Origin of the sequence: Pseudoxanthomonas broegbernensis, assembly GCF_014202435.1 — a bacterium.
GTDB lineage: Bacteria > Pseudomonadota > Gammaproteobacteria > Xanthomonadales > Xanthomonadaceae > Pseudoxanthomonas > Pseudoxanthomonas broegbernensis.
Genome location: NZ_JACHGU010000002.1, coordinates 603,035 through 618,864 on the forward strand (window position 1 = coordinate 603,035; position 15,830 = coordinate 618,864).

Here is a 15,830-nt window from a genome sequence, read left to right on the forward strand (position 1 = left end):
CCACGGCATGCAGCACGAAGAACCCCGCCATGGCGGGGTTCTTCGCTTTGCGGGCGCGCAGATGCGCAAGGGCGGATCGCCCACTGCCGCGGCAGCCGGCTACTGCAGTTCCTTCAGGTCCAGCCTGCGCAGCCGCGGCGCCTTCCACGCGGTGGTGGCGGCCACGCCGAGGGTGACGCAGCCGCCCAGCACCACGGCCGGCACCAGGCCCAGCAGGCGCGCCATCGAGCCGGCGTAGAACGCGCCCAGCTCGTTGGACGAGCCGATGAAGATGCCGTTGATCGAGGCCACCCGCCCGCGCATGCCGTCGGGGGTGACCAGTTGCATGATGGTGGAGCGCAGCACCACCGAGACGCCGTCGCACACGCCCGACAGCATCAGGAACAGGGCCGACAGCCAGAAGTGCCGCGACAGGCCGAAGCCGATGATGCACAGGCCGAACCCGGCCACCGCGTACAGCAGCAGGCGCCCGGCATGGCGCCCCGGCGGCCGCCGCGCCAGCACCAGGCCCACCATCACCGCGCCCAGCGCCGGCGCGCCGCGCAGGATGCCCAGGCCTTCCGGGCCGTAGTGCAGGATTTCCTGGATGAAGGCCGGTGCCAGCGAGATCGCGCCGCCGAACAGCACCGCGAACAGGTCCAGCGCCTGCGCGCCGAGCATGATCTGGTTGCCGAACACGAAGCGCAGGCCGTCGCCGATGCTGGAGAACACCGGCGCGCGCGGCCCCTCCGGCCGGGGCTCGGCCACGCGCAGCGACAGCAACACCAGCCCGGCCGCCACCGCCAGCAGCGCGGCGAGCGCATAGGCGGCGGTCTTGCCCGCCCAGCCGACCAGCACGCCGCCCAGCGCCGGGCCGACCACCATCGCGCTCTGGACGAAGATGCTGCCCACGCCGGCCCCGCGCGCGAACTGCTCGCGGCGCAACACCTGCGCGAACAGCGCGGTGTACACCGGGGTGAGGAAGGTGCGCACCAGCCCGGTGAGCACGATCGCCGCGTAGATCGGCCAGACCTTTCCCGGCGCGACGCGGGCGGAGGCGATCAGCGCCAGCAGCAGCGCGGTGACGCACAGCCCGGCGCAGGCCATCGCCCCCAGCCTGCGCTTGGGCAGGTGGTCGACCAGGTAGCCGGCGAACGGCGCCATGCAGATGTAGGGCAGCACCTCGGCCAGGCCGATCAGGCCCAGGGCGAACGGGTCCCGGGTCAGTTCGTAGACGTGCCAGCCCACCGTGACCGCGACGATCTGGTAGGACAGGATCGCGCACAGCCGGTAGGCCAGCACGATGCGGAAGCCGCCCTCGCGCAGCGGCGGCGGGGTCGCCAGGGACGGCGTGGCCGCCATGTCAGGCCTGGCGGCGCGCGGTATCGCGGATGAAGGCCAGCAGCGATGCCAGGCCGTTGCTGCGGGTGGGCGACAGGTGCCTGGCCAGGCCGATGTGGGCGATGTAGTCCGGCTCGGTGGCCAGGATCTCGGCGGCCGGCCGGCCCGAGTAGACGCGCAGGGCCAGGTAGATCAGTCCGGAGACGATGGCCGAGTCGCTCACGGCGTGGAAGTCCAGCCGCTCGCGGTTGCCCCGCGGCACGATCCACACCAGCGACTGGCAGCCGTGCAGGCGGTGCTCCTCGATCTTCCATTCCTGCGGGAACGGCGGCAGCTTGCGGCCCAGGTCGATCAGGTACTGGTAGCGCTCGGACCAGTCGGCGAAGAAGGCGAACTCCTCCTTGATCGCGTCCTGGGCCTGCACCGCGGTGGGTTCGAGGGGGAAGATCGTTTCGGTCACGTCGTTCGATTCGTGGATGGTGTGGGTGGCCGCGGGCAGCCGGTTCCCGTGGCGGGGCCGGCAAGCCGGCTCCTGCGGGGGGTCAGCCGCGCTTCCAGCGCACGCCCTGCGGCGTGTCCTCCAGCAGGATGCCTTCGGCCGCCAACTGGTCGCGGATCGCGTCGGCGCGGGCGAAGTCGCGCGCCTTCTTGGCCGTCGCGCGCTCGGCGATTCGCTCGGCCACGTATTCCTCGATGGGCTTCGACTCGCTGCCCGCAAGGGTGGCGCCGCCTTGCGCACCATCCGCGAAATGGAGCTGCAAGCCTGTGCGCTGGAGCCATTCCTTCGGCGCCTGCTGCAGCAGGCCCAGGGCCAGGCCGGCGCCGAGCAGTTCGCCCTTGAGCCGCGCGCGGTCGCCGGCGCCGGTTGCCTTGCGCGCCTCGCCCGCGATCCGGGCGACTTCGGCCAGCGCCAGCGGGGTGTTGAGGTCGTCGTCGAGCGCGGCTTCCAGGGCGTCGGGAATGACGGCCGCGGCGTCCACCCCGGCCAGGTCGCGCAGGGTCCCGTACAGGCGGTCCAGCGTGCGCACCGATTGCTCGATCAGCGCGTCCGACCAGTCCAGCGGCTGCCGGTAGTGGGCGCTGAGCAGGGCGTAGCGCAGCGCCTCGGGCGGGTGCTCGCGCACCAGGTCGTGGACCTTCTCGATGTTGCCCAGCGACTTGCTCATCTTGGCGCCGCCGAAGTTGAGCATGCCGTTGTGCAGCCAGACCCGCGCGAAGGGCGCGCCGCCATGGGCGCACTGGCTCTGCGCGATCTCGTTCTCGTGGTGCGGGAACTGCAGGTCGATGCCGCCGGCATGGATGTCGATGGTGTCGCCCAGGTGGGCGGCGGCCATGGCCGAGCATTCGATGTGCCAGCCTGGGCGGCCGCGGCCCCAGGGCGAGTCCCAGCCGGGCAGGTCGCCGGTGGAGGGCTTCCACAGCACGAAGTCGCCCGGGTCGCGCTTGTACGGCGCCACGTCCACCCGTGCGCCGGCCAGCATCTCCTCCGGGTCGCGGCGCGAGAGCCTGCCGTAGCCCGGGAAGCTGGCCACCGAGAACAGCACGTGGCCCTCGGCCGCATAGGCGTGGCCGGCCTCGACCAGGCGCTGGATCATCGCCACGATCTGCGGGATGTGCGCGGTGGCCTCCGGCTCGATGTCCGGCGGGTCCACGCCCAGGGCCGCCATGTCCTGGCGGTAGGCGGCGGCGAAGCGGTCGGTGATCGCCGAGATCGGCACGCCCTGTCCGGCCGCCGCGGCGTTGATCTTGTCGTCCACGTCGGTGATGTTGCGCGCGTACCGCAGCGCCCCATGGCGCCGGCGCAGCAAGGCGGCCAGCACCCCGAACACCACCGGGCCGCGGGCGTTGCCGATGTGCACGTAGTTGTAGACGGTCGGCCCGCACAGATACATGGTCGGGCAGGCCGGATCGAGCGGCTCGAAGGCTTCGACCTGGCGCGTGAGGCTGTTGTACAGGCGCAGGGACATCGGCACGGAGGACGGGGGCAAGACCGTGGATTCTAGCGCGCCGCGCGTCCCGGACGTCCGCGGTCCGCGCGTCGCCGCGCCGTATCGAGCGGCAGGCGGCGCGCGCGCGGGCGCGCGGAGGGGGGGCGGTTCAGCGGGCTGCAAGGCGCAGCGCCTACACTTGCCGCCAGTGCTGTCTTTCCGGGATCCGATGCTCCGTCCGCCGAAATTCCCCCTGCTGCTCCTGGCCTGCTGCGCGACGTGGCCGGCCGTGGCGCAGCAGCCGGCCGCTCCGGAGGACGAACGGATCCGGGTGGTGCCCATGGAGAACGTCAAGATCGACTACGCCCAGGTCCTGGGCGTGGAGCCGGTCTACCAGACCCTGCGCGCCACCCGCGTGGAGGAGCGCTGCGACTCCACGCCGGTGATCCAGGTGCAGCCGCCGGCCGGCGAGGAGGAGGCGTCGCCGGGCGTACTCTCGCGCATGGTCGACTCGGTCAAGGGCCTGTTCGCGCGCGAGGAGCCCCGGCGCGGCGCCGACGACGGGACGGCGGCGGTTCCGCCGCGCGGCGAGGGCTGCCGCCTGGTCCAGGTCGACCGCCAGTTCCAGCGCCCGATCGCCTACGACGTGGACTACGTCTACAAGGGCACCAAGTATCGCTCGCGCCTGGCGGAGGACCCGGGCAACCGCCTGCGCATCCGCGTGTCGGTGACGCCCTGGGTGGGCGACGCGCCGCTATCCGCGCCCTGAGTCGGCGCCGTCCGCGGGCCTTGCGTGGTGCCCGGACGCGTGCGACCATGCCCCCGATGAATACCGACCTGCAGCCGCACGCCGCCAGCGCCGCCCGGATGGCCTCCGGGATGACCTCGCGCGCGCGCCGACCGGGACCCTACCTTTCCGCTGGGTGACCGGGGCGTCGTGCTGTCCGTTCGGAAAACCCAGCCCGAGGCTGGGTTTTTTCGTTTCCGGCCCGGCAACGGTTTCAACCGTAAGGGAAACCCCCGGAACAACGTGCCATGCAATCCCGCTCCGCGGGCAACCACCACCGCAAGGAACGATCGATGTCGCTCAAGCACTTCCTCAACACCCAGGACTGGAGCCGTCCGGACCTGGACGCACTGCTGGCCCAGGCCGCGCGGTTCAAGCGCGACAAGCTGGGCGGCGAGCTGAAAGGCAGGTCGATCGCGCTGGTGTTCTTCAACCCGTCCATGCGCACCCGCACCAGCTTCGAGCTGGGCGCGTTCCAGCTCGGCGGCCACGCCATCGTGCTGCAGCCGGGCAAGGACGCGTGGCCGATCGAGTTCGACCTGGGCACGGTGATGGACGGCGACACCGAGGAGCACATCGCCGAGGTGGCGCGGGTGCTGGCCCGCTACGTCGACCTGATCGGCGTGCGCGCCTTCCCCAAGTTCAAGGACTGGGGCTACGACCGCCAGGACCACGTGCTCAAGGCGTTTGCGAAGTATTCGACCGTGCCGGTGATCAACATGGAGACGATCACCCATCCCTGCCAGGAACTGGCCCACGCGCTGGCCCTGCAGGAGCACTTCGGCACCGCCGACCTGCGCGGCAAGAAGTACGTGCTGACCTGGACCTACCACCCCAGGCCGCTGAACACCGCGGTGGCCAACTCCGCGCTGACCATCGCCACCCGCCTGGGGCTCGACGTGACCCTGCTGTGCCCCACGCCCGAGTACGTGCTCGACGAGCGCTACATCGGCTGGGCGAAGGACAACGTGGCCGAGAGCGGCGGTTCGTTCCAGGTCAGCCACGACATCGCGTCCGCCTACGCCGGCGCCGACGTGGTCTACGCCAAGAGCTGGGGCGCGCTGCCGTACTTCGGCGACTGGGAGCCGGAGAAGCCGATCCGCGACCGCTACAAGCACTTCATCGTCGACGAAGCCAAGATGGCGCTGACCAACAATGGCGTGTTCTCGCACTGCCTGCCGCTGCGCCGCAACGTCAAGGCCACCGACGCGGTGATGGACTCGCCCAACTGCATCGCCATCGACGAGGCCGAGAACCGCCTGCACGTGCAGAAGGCGGTGATGGCCGCGCTGGTGCGCTGAGCCGCCTTCCCGACCCGACTCCCGCATTCCCCACGGAAATCCCGACATGAGCAGCCCCAATACCTCCCGCGACATCGTCCTGGCCTTCTCCGGCGGCCTGGACACCAGCTTCTGCGTGCCCTACCTGAAGGAGCAGGGCTGGAACGTGCATACGGTATTCGCCGACACCGGCGGCGTGGACGCCGAGGAGCGCGCCTACATCGAGCAGCGCGCCGCCGAGCTGGGCGTGGTCAGCCACGTCACCATCGATGGCGGCGCGGCGCTGTGGAGCGGCTTCGTCAAGCCGTTCGTGCAGGCCGGCGAAGGCTACCAGGGCCAGTACCCGCTGCTGGTGTCCGACCGCTACCTGATCGTGGACGCGGCGCTGGCGCGCGCGGCCGGGCTGGGCACCAATGCCATCGCCCATGGCTGCACCGGCATGGGCAACGACCAGGTCCGCTTCGACCTGGCGGTGAAGTCGCAGGGCGACTACCGCATCGTCGCGCCGATCCGCGAGATCCAGAAGCAGCACACCCAGACCCGCGCCTACGAGCAGAAGTACCTGGAGGAGCGCGGGTTCGAGGTGCGCGCCAAGCAGAAGAGCTACACCATCAACGAGAACCTGCTGGGCCTGACCATGTCCGGCGGCGAGATCGACGCGTGGGAAGCCCCGGGCGAAGGCGCGCGCGGCTGGTGCGCGCCGCGCGCGGCCTGGCCGGCCGAGCCGTTGACGGTGACCCTGAGGTTCGTCGCCGGCGAGGCGGTGGAACTGGACGGCAAGCCGCTGGAGGGCGCCAAGATCCTGGCCAGGCTCAACACCATGTTCGCCCAGTACGGCGTCGGCCGCGGCATGTACACCGGCGACACCGTGATCGGCCTGAAGGGCCGCATCGTGTACGAGGCCCCGGGGCTGACCGCGCTGCTGGCCGCGCACCGCGCGCTGGAGGAAGCGGTGCTGAGCAAGCAGCAGAACCGCTTCAAGCCGGACGTGGCACGCAAGTGGGTGGAGCTGGTGTACGAGGGCTTCTACCACGACCCGCTGAAGGCCGACCTGGAGGCGTTCCTGGCGTCCTCGCAGGCGCAGGTCAACGGCGAGGTGGTGCTGGAGACCCGCGGCGGCCGCGTCGACGCGGTGGCGATCCGTTCGCCGCACATCCTCAACGCCAAGGGCGCCACCTACGCGCAGTCGGCCGACTGGGGCGTGGAGGAGGCCGAGGGCTTCATCAAGCTGTTCGGCATGAGCAGCACCCTGTGGGCCGAGGTCAACCGCTGAGGCGATGGGCATGAGCGCAGAAGCCACCGCGGCCGTGGACGTGCGCGGCGCCGGCCCGGGCGACCTGCCGGCGCTGGCCGCGCTGTTCGACGGCTACCGCGTGTTCTACGGGCAGCCGTCGGACCCGGCGCGTGCCGGCGCGTTCCTGGACGAACGGCTGCGGCGCGGCGATTCGCACCTGCTGCTGGCGGTGGACGGGCAGGGCGCGGCGCTGGGCTTCGTCCAGTTGTACCCATCGTTCACCTCGGTGGGCACGGCGCGGATCGAGATCCTCAACGACCTGTTCGTCGCCGCGCCGGCGCGCGGCCGCGGGGTGGCCCGGGCGCTGCTGCGCAAGGCCGCCGCCGATGCGCGCGGCCGTGGCGCGGTGAAGCTGGTGCTGTCCACCGCGGTCGACAACCGGCCCGCGCAGGCGCTGTACGCGGCCGAGGGCTGGGAGCGCGATAGCGGCTTCGTCGAATTCGCCAAGGTCCTGCCCTAGCCATGGAAGCATTGCGCATCAGCACCGATCGCGGCGAGCTGGACGTGGGCCTGATCCACCGCTTCCTCTCGCAGGAGGCCTACTGGAGCCGCGGCATCCCGCGCGCGACGGTGGAGCGGGCGATCGCCGGTTCGCTGTGCTTCGGCGGCTATCTCGAAGGCGTCGGGCAGGTGGCGTTCGCCCGGGTCACCACCGATGGCGCGACCTTCGGCTACCTGGCCGACGTGTTCGTGCTGCCATCGCAGCGGGGGCGCGGCTTCGGCAAGCGCCTGATGGATGCGGTCATGGCCCATCCGCAGTTGCAGGGCCTGCGCCGCTTCATGCTGGCCACGAGCGACGCTCATGGGCTGTACGCGCAGTACGGCTTCGCGGCGCTTTCCCGGCCGCAGGCGCTGATGGAAATGCTGCGTCCCGACATCTACCAGGCCGCCCCGGCGGCCCACTGATCCCGACCGATGACCGACCTGCTCGAACCCACCCTCGCGCACCTGGACAAGCTGGTGTCCTTCGACACCCGCAACCCGCCGCGTGCCATCGCCGCCGAGGGCGGCCTTTTCGGCTACCTGCGCGCGCACCTGCCGGGCTTCCGGGTCGAGGTGACCGACCACGGCGCCGGCGCGGTCAGCCTGTATGCGGTGCGCGGCACCCCGAAGCATCTGTTCAACGTGCACCTGGACACGGTGCCGGACTCGCCGGCCTGGAGCGCCGACCCGCACGCGATGCGGCGCCTGGACGACCGCGTGGTCGGGCTGGGCGTGTGCGACATCAAGGGCGCGGCCGCCGCGCTGCTGGCCGCGGCCGCTGCCGGCGACGGCGATGCCGCGTTCCTGTTCACCTCCGACGAGGAGGCCAACGACCCGCGCTGCATCGCCGCCTTCCTGGCCCGCGGCATCCCCTACGAGGCGGTGCTGGTGGCCGAGCCGACCCTGGGCGAGGCGGTGCTGGCCCACCGCGGCATCTCCTCGGTGCTGATGAGGTTCGCCGGCCGCGCCGGGCATGCCTCGGCGGCGCTGGATCCTTCGGCCAGCGCGCTGCACCAGGCGATCCAGTGGGGTGGCCGGGCATTGGAGCACGTGCGCTCGCTGGCGCATGCGCGCTTCGGCGGGCTGACCGGGCTGCGTTTCAACGTCGGCCGCATCGAGGGCGGGATCAAGGCCAACGTGATCGCGCCGGCGGCCGAGCTGCGCTTCAACTTCCGCCCGCTGCCGTCGATGGACATCGACCGGTTGCTGGCGGACTTCGCCGGCTTCGCCGCGCCGGCCGCGGCGCACTTCGAGGAGACCTTCCGCGGGCCGAGCCTGCCGTCGGGCGACGTCGCGCGCGCCGAGGAGCGCCGCCTGGCCGCGCGCGACGTGGCCGATGCGCTGGAGCTGCCGATCGGCAACGCGGTCGACTTCTGGACCGAGGCCTCGCTGTTCTCCGCCGGCGGCTATACCGCGCTGGTCTACGGCCCGGGCGACATCGCCCAGGCGCACACCGCCGACGAGTTCGTGACCCTCGAACAACTGGAACGGTACGCCGCATCGGTGGACCGCATCATCAACGGACCGCGATGAACCTGCCGATCCCCGCCCCGCCTCCCGCCAAGCCACCTCCTCCCTACCGCCGCGCCGATCCCATGCACGCCCACCAGCAGACCCGCCAGACCATCGTCCGCCTGCTCTCGAGCATGGCCAGCGCCAAGGAGATCAGCCAGTATCTCAAGCGCTTCTCGCAGTTGGACGCCAAGCGCTTCGCCGTGGTCAAGGTCGGCGGCGCGGTGCTGCGCGACGACCTGGAGGCGCTGACGTCCTCGCTTTCGTTTTTGCAGGAGGTCGGCCTGACGCCCATCGTGGTGCACGGCGCCGGCCCGCAACTGGACGAGGAGCTGTCGGCGGCCGGCATCCGGAAGCAGACCGTCGACGGCCTGCGGGTGACCACGCCGCAGGCGCTGGCGATCGTGCGCCGCGTGTTCCAGGCCTCCAACCTGCGGCTGGTGGAGGCGCTGCAGCGCGCCGGCGCGCGCGCCACGTCCATCACCGGCGGCGTGTTCGAGGCCGACTACATGGACCGCGACACCTACGGCCTGGTCGGCGAGGTCAAGGCGGTCAACCTGGCGCCGATCGAGGCCAGCCTGCAGGCCGGCTCGATCCCGGTGATCGCCAGCCTGGGCGAGACCGCCGGCGGGCAGATCCTCAACGTCAACGCCGACTTCTCGGCCAACGAGCTGGTCCAGGTGCTGCAGCCCTACAAGATCATCTTCCTCACCGGCACCGGCGGCCTGCTGGACGAGCAGGGCAAGGTGATCGACTCGATCAACCTGTCCACCGAGTACGGGCACCTGATGGCGCAGCCGTGGATCAACGGCGGCATGCGGGTGAAGATCGAGCAGATCAAGGCATTGCTGGACCGGCTGCCGCTGACCTCGTCGGTGTCGATCACCCGGCCGGCGGACCTGGCCAAGGAGCTGTTCACCCACCGGGGTTCGGGCACCCTGGTCCGGCGCGGCGAGAAGGTCCTGCGCGCCACGTCCTGGGACGAACTCGACCTGGCCCGGCTCACCTCGCTGATCGAATCCAGCTTCGGCCGCGCGCTGGTCCCGGACTACTACCAGCGCACCACGCTGCTGCGCGCCTACGTGAGCGAGAACTACCGCGCCGCGGTGATCCTGGTCGACACGCCCGAGGGCGTGTACCTGGACAAGTTCGCGGTGCTGGACGAGGCCCAGGGCGAGGGCCTGGGCCGCGCGGTATGGAACGTGATGCGCGAGGAGACCCCGGAGCTGTTCTGGCGCTCGCGCCACAACAACCAGGTCAACATCTTCTACTACTCCGAGTCCGACGGCTGCATCAAGCAGGAGAAGTGGAAGGTGTTCTGGTACGGGATCGAGGGCTTCGACCGCATCGGGCGCTGCGTGGCCCACTGCGCCACCCGCCAGCCGACGCTGCTGGGATGACCATGGCCGCGTCGAATCCGCAGTCCGCATGGCGCGACGTGCCGGTCCTGGCGGGCCGGCACGCGGTGCTGGAGCCGCTGCGGGCCGGGCATGCCGAGGGCCTGCGCGCCGCGCTGGAAGGCGGCGGCCTGGAACGGCTGGCCTACGCCAACGTGCCGGCGCCGGAGCGGGCCGCCGGCTACGTCGAGGCGGCGCTGCAGGCGCGGGCCTGCGGCGAGGCGCTGCCGTTCGCGGTGCTGGATGCCGCGGGGACGGTGGTGGGCAGTACCCGCTTCTACCGGCTCGAGCCGGAGGTGCCCCGGCTGGGCATCGGCTATACCTGGTACGCGCCGCGCGTGCAGCGCACCGGCGTCAACACCGAGTGCAAGCTGATGCTGCTGCAGCATGCGTTCGAGGCGATGGGCTGCGCCAGCGTGTTCTTCGAGACCAGCCTGCTCAACCAGGCCTCGCGGCGGGCCATCGTCCGGCTCGGCGCCCGCCAGGAAGGCGTGCTGCGCCACCACAAGCGCCACGCCGACGGCACGCTGCGCGACACCGTCGCGTTCTCCATCATCGACGCGGAGTGGCCGCAGGTGCGCGATCGCCTGCGGTCCCGACTGGAAGCCAATACATGAGCAAGCAGAAGTTCACCCTCGGCATCGTCGGTGCGCGCGGGCACACCGGCACCGAACTGATCCGGCTGGTCGCCGCGCATCCGGGTCTGGAGCTGGCCTTCGTCTCCTCGCGCGAGCTTGACGGCCAGCGCGTGGCCGACCACGGCGACGCCTATGCCGGCGAGCTGCGCTACGAGAGCCTGGACGCCGCCGCCGTGGCGGGCAAGGGCGCCGACGTGGTGATCCTGGCCCTGCCCAACGGCAAATCCGCGCCGTTCGTCCAGGCGCTGGACGAGGCCCGGCCCGACACGCTCATCGTGGACCTGTCGGCCGACTACCGCTTCGACCCGGGCTGGTACTACGGCCTGCCGGAGATCACCCGCGGCGACTACGCCGGCCAGCGGCGCATCGCCAACCCCGGTTGCTACGCCACCGCCATGCAACTGGCGATCTGGCCGATGCTGGAAGTGCTGGCCGGGCCGCCGCAGTGCTTCGGCGTGTCCGGCTATTCCGGCGCCGGCACCACGCCTTCGGACAAGAACAACACCGAGCTGCTGCGCGACAACCTGATGCCGTACTCGCTGGTCGACCACCTGCACGAGCGCGAGGTCTCCGCGCGCCTGGGGGTGCCGGTGGAGTTCATGCCGCACGTGGCGCCGCACTTCCGCGGCATCACCGTCACCGTCAACCTGTGGCTGACCGAGGCGGTCGCCCCGGACTGGGTGCGCGCGCGCTACGTGCAGCGCTACGCCGGCGAGCCGCTGGTGCGGGTGGTGGAGCAGGCGCCGTGGGTCAGCCGCATCGCCGGCCGCCACCATGTCGAGGTCGGCGGCTTCGCCCTGGCCCCGGGCGGCAAGCGCCTGGTGGTGGTGGCCACCGAGGACAACCTGCTCAAGGGCGCGGCCACCCAGGCCATGCAGAACGTCAACATCGCGCTGGGCTTTGCCGAGCTGACCTCGATCCCGGCGGACAAGGAGAACTCCGATGGCTGACCTGCTCTGGCAGAAGCCCGGCGTGGCGGTGGACGCACAGATCCAGCGCTTCCTGGCCGGCGACGACGTGATCCTGGACCGCGAGTTCTTCCTCTACGACATCGCCGCCAGCAAGGCGCACGCGGAAGGGTTGCAGCGCATCGGCATCCTGAGCGAAGGCGAGCTGGCCGGCCTGCTGCGCGAGCTGGACATCCTGGCCGACGATTTCCGTTCCGGCGCCTTCGTCCTGGACGAGGGCTACGAGGACGGCCACTCGGCCATCGAGGCGCGGCTGACCCAGCGCCTGGGCGATGCCGGCCGCAAGATCCATACCGGCCGCAGCCGCAACGACCAGATCCTGGTCGCCACGCGGTTGTGGCTGAAGGAGAAGCTCGCGCGCGTGGCCGCGCTGTCGCGCCAGGTCGCCAGGGTGGCGCTGGACCGCGCCCGGGCCGAGGCCTCGCTGCCGCTGCCCGGCTATACCCACATCCAGCGCGCCGTGGTGTCCTCGGCCGGCATGTGGTGGGCCGGCTGGGCCGAGGCCTTCATCGACGATGCGGTGCGCGCGGCCGACACCCTGAAGCTGGTCGACGCCAACCCGCTGGGCACCGCCGCCGGCTACGGCGTCAACCTCAGGCTGGACCGCGAGCACACCACCGCCGCGCTGGACTTCGCCCGGATGCAGGTCAGCCCGATCTACGCGCAACTGTCGCGCGGCAAGTTCGAGATGGCCGCCCTGGAGGCGCTGGGCAGCGCCACCCTGGACCTGCGCCGCATCGCCTGGGACCTGTCGCTGTTCACCAGCGCCGAGTTCGGCTTCGTCGCCCTGCCGGCGCAGTACACCACCGGCAGCTCGATCATGCCCAACAAGCGCAACCCGGACGTGATCGAGCTGATGCGCGCCACCCACGCCAGCGTGGCCGCCGCGCGCACCGAGATCGAGCAACTGCTGTCGCTGCCGTCCGGCTACCACCGCGACCTGCAGGCGTCCAAGGGCGCCATCTTCCACGGCTTCGGCCGCGGCCTGGCGGCGCTGGAACTGCTGCCGGCACTGCTGGCCAACCTGGAATGGCGCGAGGAAAAGCTGCGCGCGGCGATCGACTCGGGCATGTACGCCACCGACGCGGCGGTGGAGGCCGCGGTGGCCGGCGTGCCGTTCCGCGAGGCCTACAAGGCCGCTGCGGCCAGCGCCGATTCGGCCGGGCAGGGCAGGACGCCGGAAGGCAGCCTGGCCGCGCGCACCTCGCCCGGCGCGGCGGCGGACCTGCGCCTGGAGGCACTGCAGGCGCGCTGGGACGCGCTGGCCTGAGGCCCGCAACGAATCGACAGGACGTCGTTTCCGCCGAGGCGGGAACGGCGAGGCAAACATCATCAGGCAAGGCCCATGACCCACTACCTCGTCCTCGCCATGCGCAGGCCCGACTTCGACGAAGCCGCCATCGCCCCGCACCTGGCCTGGCTCGACGACCTGCGCGCCCGCGGCCTGTTGCTCCTGACCGGCGGCTTCAGCGACCGCAGCGGCGGCGCCTACGTGCTGCGGAACCTCGCCAGCCTGGCCGAAGCGCGGGCGCTGGCGGCCACCGACCCGCTGGCGCTCACCGCCAGCTCGAACCTCACGGTCCACGAATGGAACGTCCACGAAGGGAGCGGGCGATGAGCACCCGACAGGCATGAACGCGGCAGGGGAGCGGGAAACGGTGGCACTGCCGGCCTGGCGGCGGGCGGTGCTCAAGGTCGGCAGCAGCCTGCTGGCGGCCGATGGCGGCGGCCTGTCGCCGCGCTTTGCCCTGGGCCTGGCCCAGTTCGTGTCCTCGAACCTGGCGGCCGGGCGCGAGGTGGTGATCGTCTCCTCCGGCGCGGTCGCCGCCGGCCGTGCGATCGTGCCCAAGGCCGCGGAAGCCGGCGCGGCGATGGCCGCGCGCCAGGCCCTGGCCGCGCTCGGCCAGGCGCAACTGATCGGGCTGTGGCAGCGCTTCTTCGAGCGCCCGGTGGCGCAGGTGCTGCTGACCCACGACGACCTGCGCAACCGCCGCCGCTACCTCAATGCGCGGGCCACGCTCAACGAACTGCTGGCGCTGGGCGCGCTGCCGGTGGTCAACGAGAACGACACCGTCTCGGTGGATGAACTCAAGCTGGGCGACAACGACAACCTGGCCGCCATCGTCGCTGCGCTGATCGATGCCGACGTGCTGTTCATCGCCACCGACATCGACGGCCTGTACGACGCCGACCCGCGCGCCCACCCCGGGGCGAGACTGATGCCGGAGGTGGCGGAGCTGACGCCGGCGGTGCTCGCCATGGCCGGCGGCAGCGGCAGCGCCGCGGGCACCGGCGGCATGCGCACCAAGCTGGAGGCGGCAGCCAAGGCCGGTGCGGCCGGCATCGACACCGTGCTGTTCAACGGCCGTCGCGCCGAAGTGCTGCGGCAACTGCTGCAGGGCCGCCTGGAGGGCACCCGCATCCGCGCCGCGCACAGCCGCATCGCCGCGCGCAAGTACTGGCTGCGGCATGCGCCGCTGGAGCCGGGCGCGATCGTGGTCGACGCCGGCGCGGCCGGCGCGCTGACCGGCAAGGGCGCCTCGCTGCTGCCGGGCGGGGTGCTCGGCGCGGAGGGCGACTTCCGCCGCGGCGACATGGTCGAGGTGGTGCAGCGCGACGGCGACGGCGAGCGCCGCATCGCCCGCGGCATCAGCCAGTACTCGGCGGTGGACGTGCGCCGCATCGCCCGGCGGCACTCGCGGGACATCGAGTCCATCCTGGGCTACAACTATGGCGGCAACGTGATCCACCGCGACGACCTGGTGCTGCTGTAGGAGCCGCCGCCACGCGCCTCGCCGGTGGCGCCGCCGTGGCGAGGAAACCGCGGTTCCACGGATGGGCGGCCGCAGCCGGGTCGACATCGGCGGAAGCATCCACGCCCACACTTCCATCCACTTCCCGGCCGAGCCGGACCACGAGGAAACGGAACATGTCCGCAAGCAGCGACATCCAGGCCCAGGCCCTGCAGGCGCGCGAGGCCGCCCGGGCCATCGCGCAACTGCCCACCTCCGCCAAGGACGCGCTGCTGCGCGCGATGGCGCAGGCGCTGGAGGACGATGCCGCCGCCATCCTGGCCGCCAATGCGCGCGACATCGAGGCCGCGGCCGCCAAGGGTGTGGGCAGCGCCATGCAGGACCGCCTGCGCCTGGACGACAAGCGCCTGCGCGGCGTGGCCGATGCGCTGCGCGAGGTGGCGGACCTGCCCGACCCAGTGGGTCAGGTCACCCGCGCCTACGACCGTCCCAACGGCATCCACGTCGAGCGCGTGCGCGTGCCGCTGGGCGTGATCGCGATGATCTATGAGGCCCGCCCCAACGTCACCGCCGACGCCGCGGCGCTGTGCCTCAAGGCCGGCAACGCGGTGATCCTGCGCGGCGGCTCGGAGGCGATCCACTCCAATACCGCCATCGCCGCCTCGCTCAAGCGGGCGCTGCGCGAGGCCGGCTTGCCGGAGGCGGTGGTCACCCTGGTCGAGGACCTGCGCCGGGAGACCATCCTGGAACTGATCCAGCTCAACGACATCATCGACCTGGTGATCCCGCGCGGCGGCGAGGGCCTGATCCGCTTCGTCGCCGAACACGCCCGGGTGCCGGTGATCAAGCACTACAAGGGCGTGTGCCACCAGTACGTGGATTCCCCGGCCAGCCTGGACCTGGCGCTGGACCTGCTGGTCGACGGCAAGGTCTCGCGCCCGGCAGCCTGCAACTCGCTGGAGACCTTGCTGGTGCACGCCGACGTGGCCGCCGGATTCCTGCCGCGCGCCGCCCAGGCTCTGCGCGCGCGCGGGGTGGAGCTGCGCGGCGACGCGCGCAGCCGGGCGCTGGTGCCGGACATGGCGGAAGCCAGCGAGGACGACTACGCGGCCGAGTACCTCGACCTGATCCTGGCCGTACGCGTGGTCGACGGCCTGGAGCAGGCCATCGCCCACGTCCAGCGCTACGCCTCCGACCACACCGAGGTGATCGTCACCGAGGACGCCGCGCACGCCGCGCGCTTCGTCCAGGCGCTGCGCTCGGCGGTGGTGATGGTCAACGCCTCCTCGCGCTTCTCCGACGGCGGCGAGCTGGGCCTGGGCGCGGAGATCGGCATCTCCACCACGCGCCTGCATTCCTACGGGCCGATGGGCCTGGAGGCGCTGACGGTGGAGCGCTTCGTGGTCCATGGCGAGGGCCAGGTGCGGCATCCGGACCTGCTGTAGGCGCGGCCGTAGTCGCCTGCGCTTG

16 protein-coding genes are annotated in these 15,830 nt (G+C 71.6%); 13 read left to right on the top strand and 3 right to left on the bottom strand.

Translation table 11 applies throughout. The features are described from left to right. Nucleotides 1-99 precede the first annotated feature (99 nt). The 3 genes from HNR76_RS06330 to cysS form a co-directional block, all read right to left on the bottom strand. Nucleotides 100-1,323: an MFS transporter gene (locus HNR76_RS06330; RefSeq protein WP_425501767.1), complete on the bottom strand. Its 1,224-nt coding sequence runs from the start codon at nt 1,321-1,323 to the stop codon at nt 100-102. A 19-nt stretch (nt 1,324-1,342) separates the two neighbouring features. Next, the gene (locus HNR76_RS06335; protein WP_183982152.1) at nt 1,343-1,780 is read right to left on the bottom strand and encodes a SufE family protein; all 438 of its coding nucleotides are present in this window, start codon (nt 1,778-1,780) and stop codon (nt 1,343-1,345) included. 82 nt (nt 1,781-1,862) lie between these two features. Further along, nucleotides 1,863-3,590 carry a cysteine--tRNA ligase gene (gene cysS, locus HNR76_RS06340; protein WP_425501760.1) on the bottom strand — a complete coding sequence of 576 codons (1,728 nt, stop codon included), beginning with the start codon at nt 3,588-3,590 and terminating at the stop codon, nt 1,863-1,865. Between cysS and HNR76_RS06345 the strand changes: the two genes are divergently transcribed. The 13 genes from HNR76_RS06345 (at nt 3,478) to HNR76_RS06405 (ending at nt 15,805) form a co-directional block, all read left to right on the top strand. After that, nucleotides 3,478-4,017 (top strand): hypothetical protein, encoded by a 540-nt coding sequence (locus HNR76_RS06345; RefSeq protein ID WP_162310026.1) that lies wholly within the window; start codon nt 3,478-3,480, stop codon nt 4,015-4,017. The two genes, cysS and HNR76_RS06345, sit on opposite strands and share 113 nt — an antisense overlap. Nucleotides 4,018-4,328: 311 nt before the next feature. Next, on the top strand, nt 4,329-5,336 hold the full coding sequence (locus HNR76_RS06350) for an N-acetylornithine carbamoyltransferase (RefSeq protein WP_162310133.1): 1,008 nt from the start codon (nt 4,329-4,331) through the stop codon (nt 5,334-5,336). 46 nt (nt 5,337-5,382) lie between these two features. Next, complete coding sequence (locus tag HNR76_RS06355) at nt 5,383-6,588, top strand: argininosuccinate synthase (protein WP_162310027.1); 1,206 nt, start codon at nt 5,383-5,385, stop codon at nt 6,586-6,588. A 10-nt stretch (nt 6,589-6,598) separates the two neighbouring features. After that, nucleotides 6,599-7,069: a GNAT family N-acetyltransferase gene (locus tag HNR76_RS06360; protein WP_162310028.1), complete on the top strand. Its 471-nt coding sequence runs from the start codon at nt 6,599-6,601 to the stop codon at nt 7,067-7,069. A gap of 2 nt (nt 7,070-7,071) precedes the next feature. Beyond that, a complete protein-coding gene (locus tag HNR76_RS06365) occupies nt 7,072-7,515 on the top strand; it encodes a GNAT family N-acetyltransferase (RefSeq protein ID WP_162310029.1) in 444 nt (147 codons plus the stop codon). Between the two features lie 9 nt (nt 7,516-7,524). Next, the gene (locus tag HNR76_RS06370) at nt 7,525-8,625 is read left to right on the top strand and encodes an acetylornithine deacetylase (RefSeq protein ID WP_162310030.1); all 1,101 of its coding nucleotides are present in this window, start codon (nt 7,525-7,527) and stop codon (nt 8,623-8,625) included. A gap of 62 nt (nt 8,626-8,687) precedes the next feature. Then, nucleotides 8,688-10,004, top strand: coding sequence for an acetylglutamate kinase (locus tag HNR76_RS06375; protein ID WP_162310134.1), 1,317 nt, complete (start codon nt 8,688-8,690; stop codon nt 10,002-10,004). A gap of 2 nt (nt 10,005-10,006) precedes the next feature. Continuing rightward, complete coding sequence (locus HNR76_RS06380; protein WP_162310031.1) at nt 10,007-10,618, top strand: GNAT family N-acetyltransferase; 612 nt, start codon at nt 10,007-10,009, stop codon at nt 10,616-10,618. Then, a complete protein-coding gene (gene argC / locus HNR76_RS06385; protein ID WP_162310032.1) occupies nt 10,615-11,589 on the top strand; it encodes an N-acetyl-gamma-glutamyl-phosphate reductase in 975 nt (324 codons plus the stop codon). Before HNR76_RS06380 ends, argC begins: the two co-directional genes overlap by 4 nt. Then, entirely contained in the window at nt 11,582-12,877 is a 1,296-nt protein-coding gene (gene argH / locus HNR76_RS06390; protein ID WP_162310033.1) for an argininosuccinate lyase, read from the top strand. Before argC ends, argH begins: the two co-directional genes overlap by 8 nt. Nucleotides 12,878-12,952: 75 nt before the next feature. After that, complete coding sequence (locus tag HNR76_RS06395) at nt 12,953-13,225, top strand: YciI family protein (protein WP_162310034.1); 273 nt, start codon at nt 12,953-12,955, stop codon at nt 13,223-13,225. Nucleotides 13,226-13,238: 13 nt separating this feature from the next. Further along, a complete protein-coding gene (gene proB, locus HNR76_RS06400) occupies nt 13,239-14,381 on the top strand; it encodes a glutamate 5-kinase (RefSeq protein WP_162310035.1) in 1,143 nt (380 codons plus the stop codon). Nucleotides 14,382-14,536: 155 nt separating this feature from the next. Beyond that, entirely contained in the window at nt 14,537-15,805 is a 1,269-nt protein-coding gene (locus HNR76_RS06405) for a glutamate-5-semialdehyde dehydrogenase (RefSeq protein WP_162310036.1), read from the top strand. Nucleotides 15,806-15,830 lie beyond the last annotated feature (25 nt).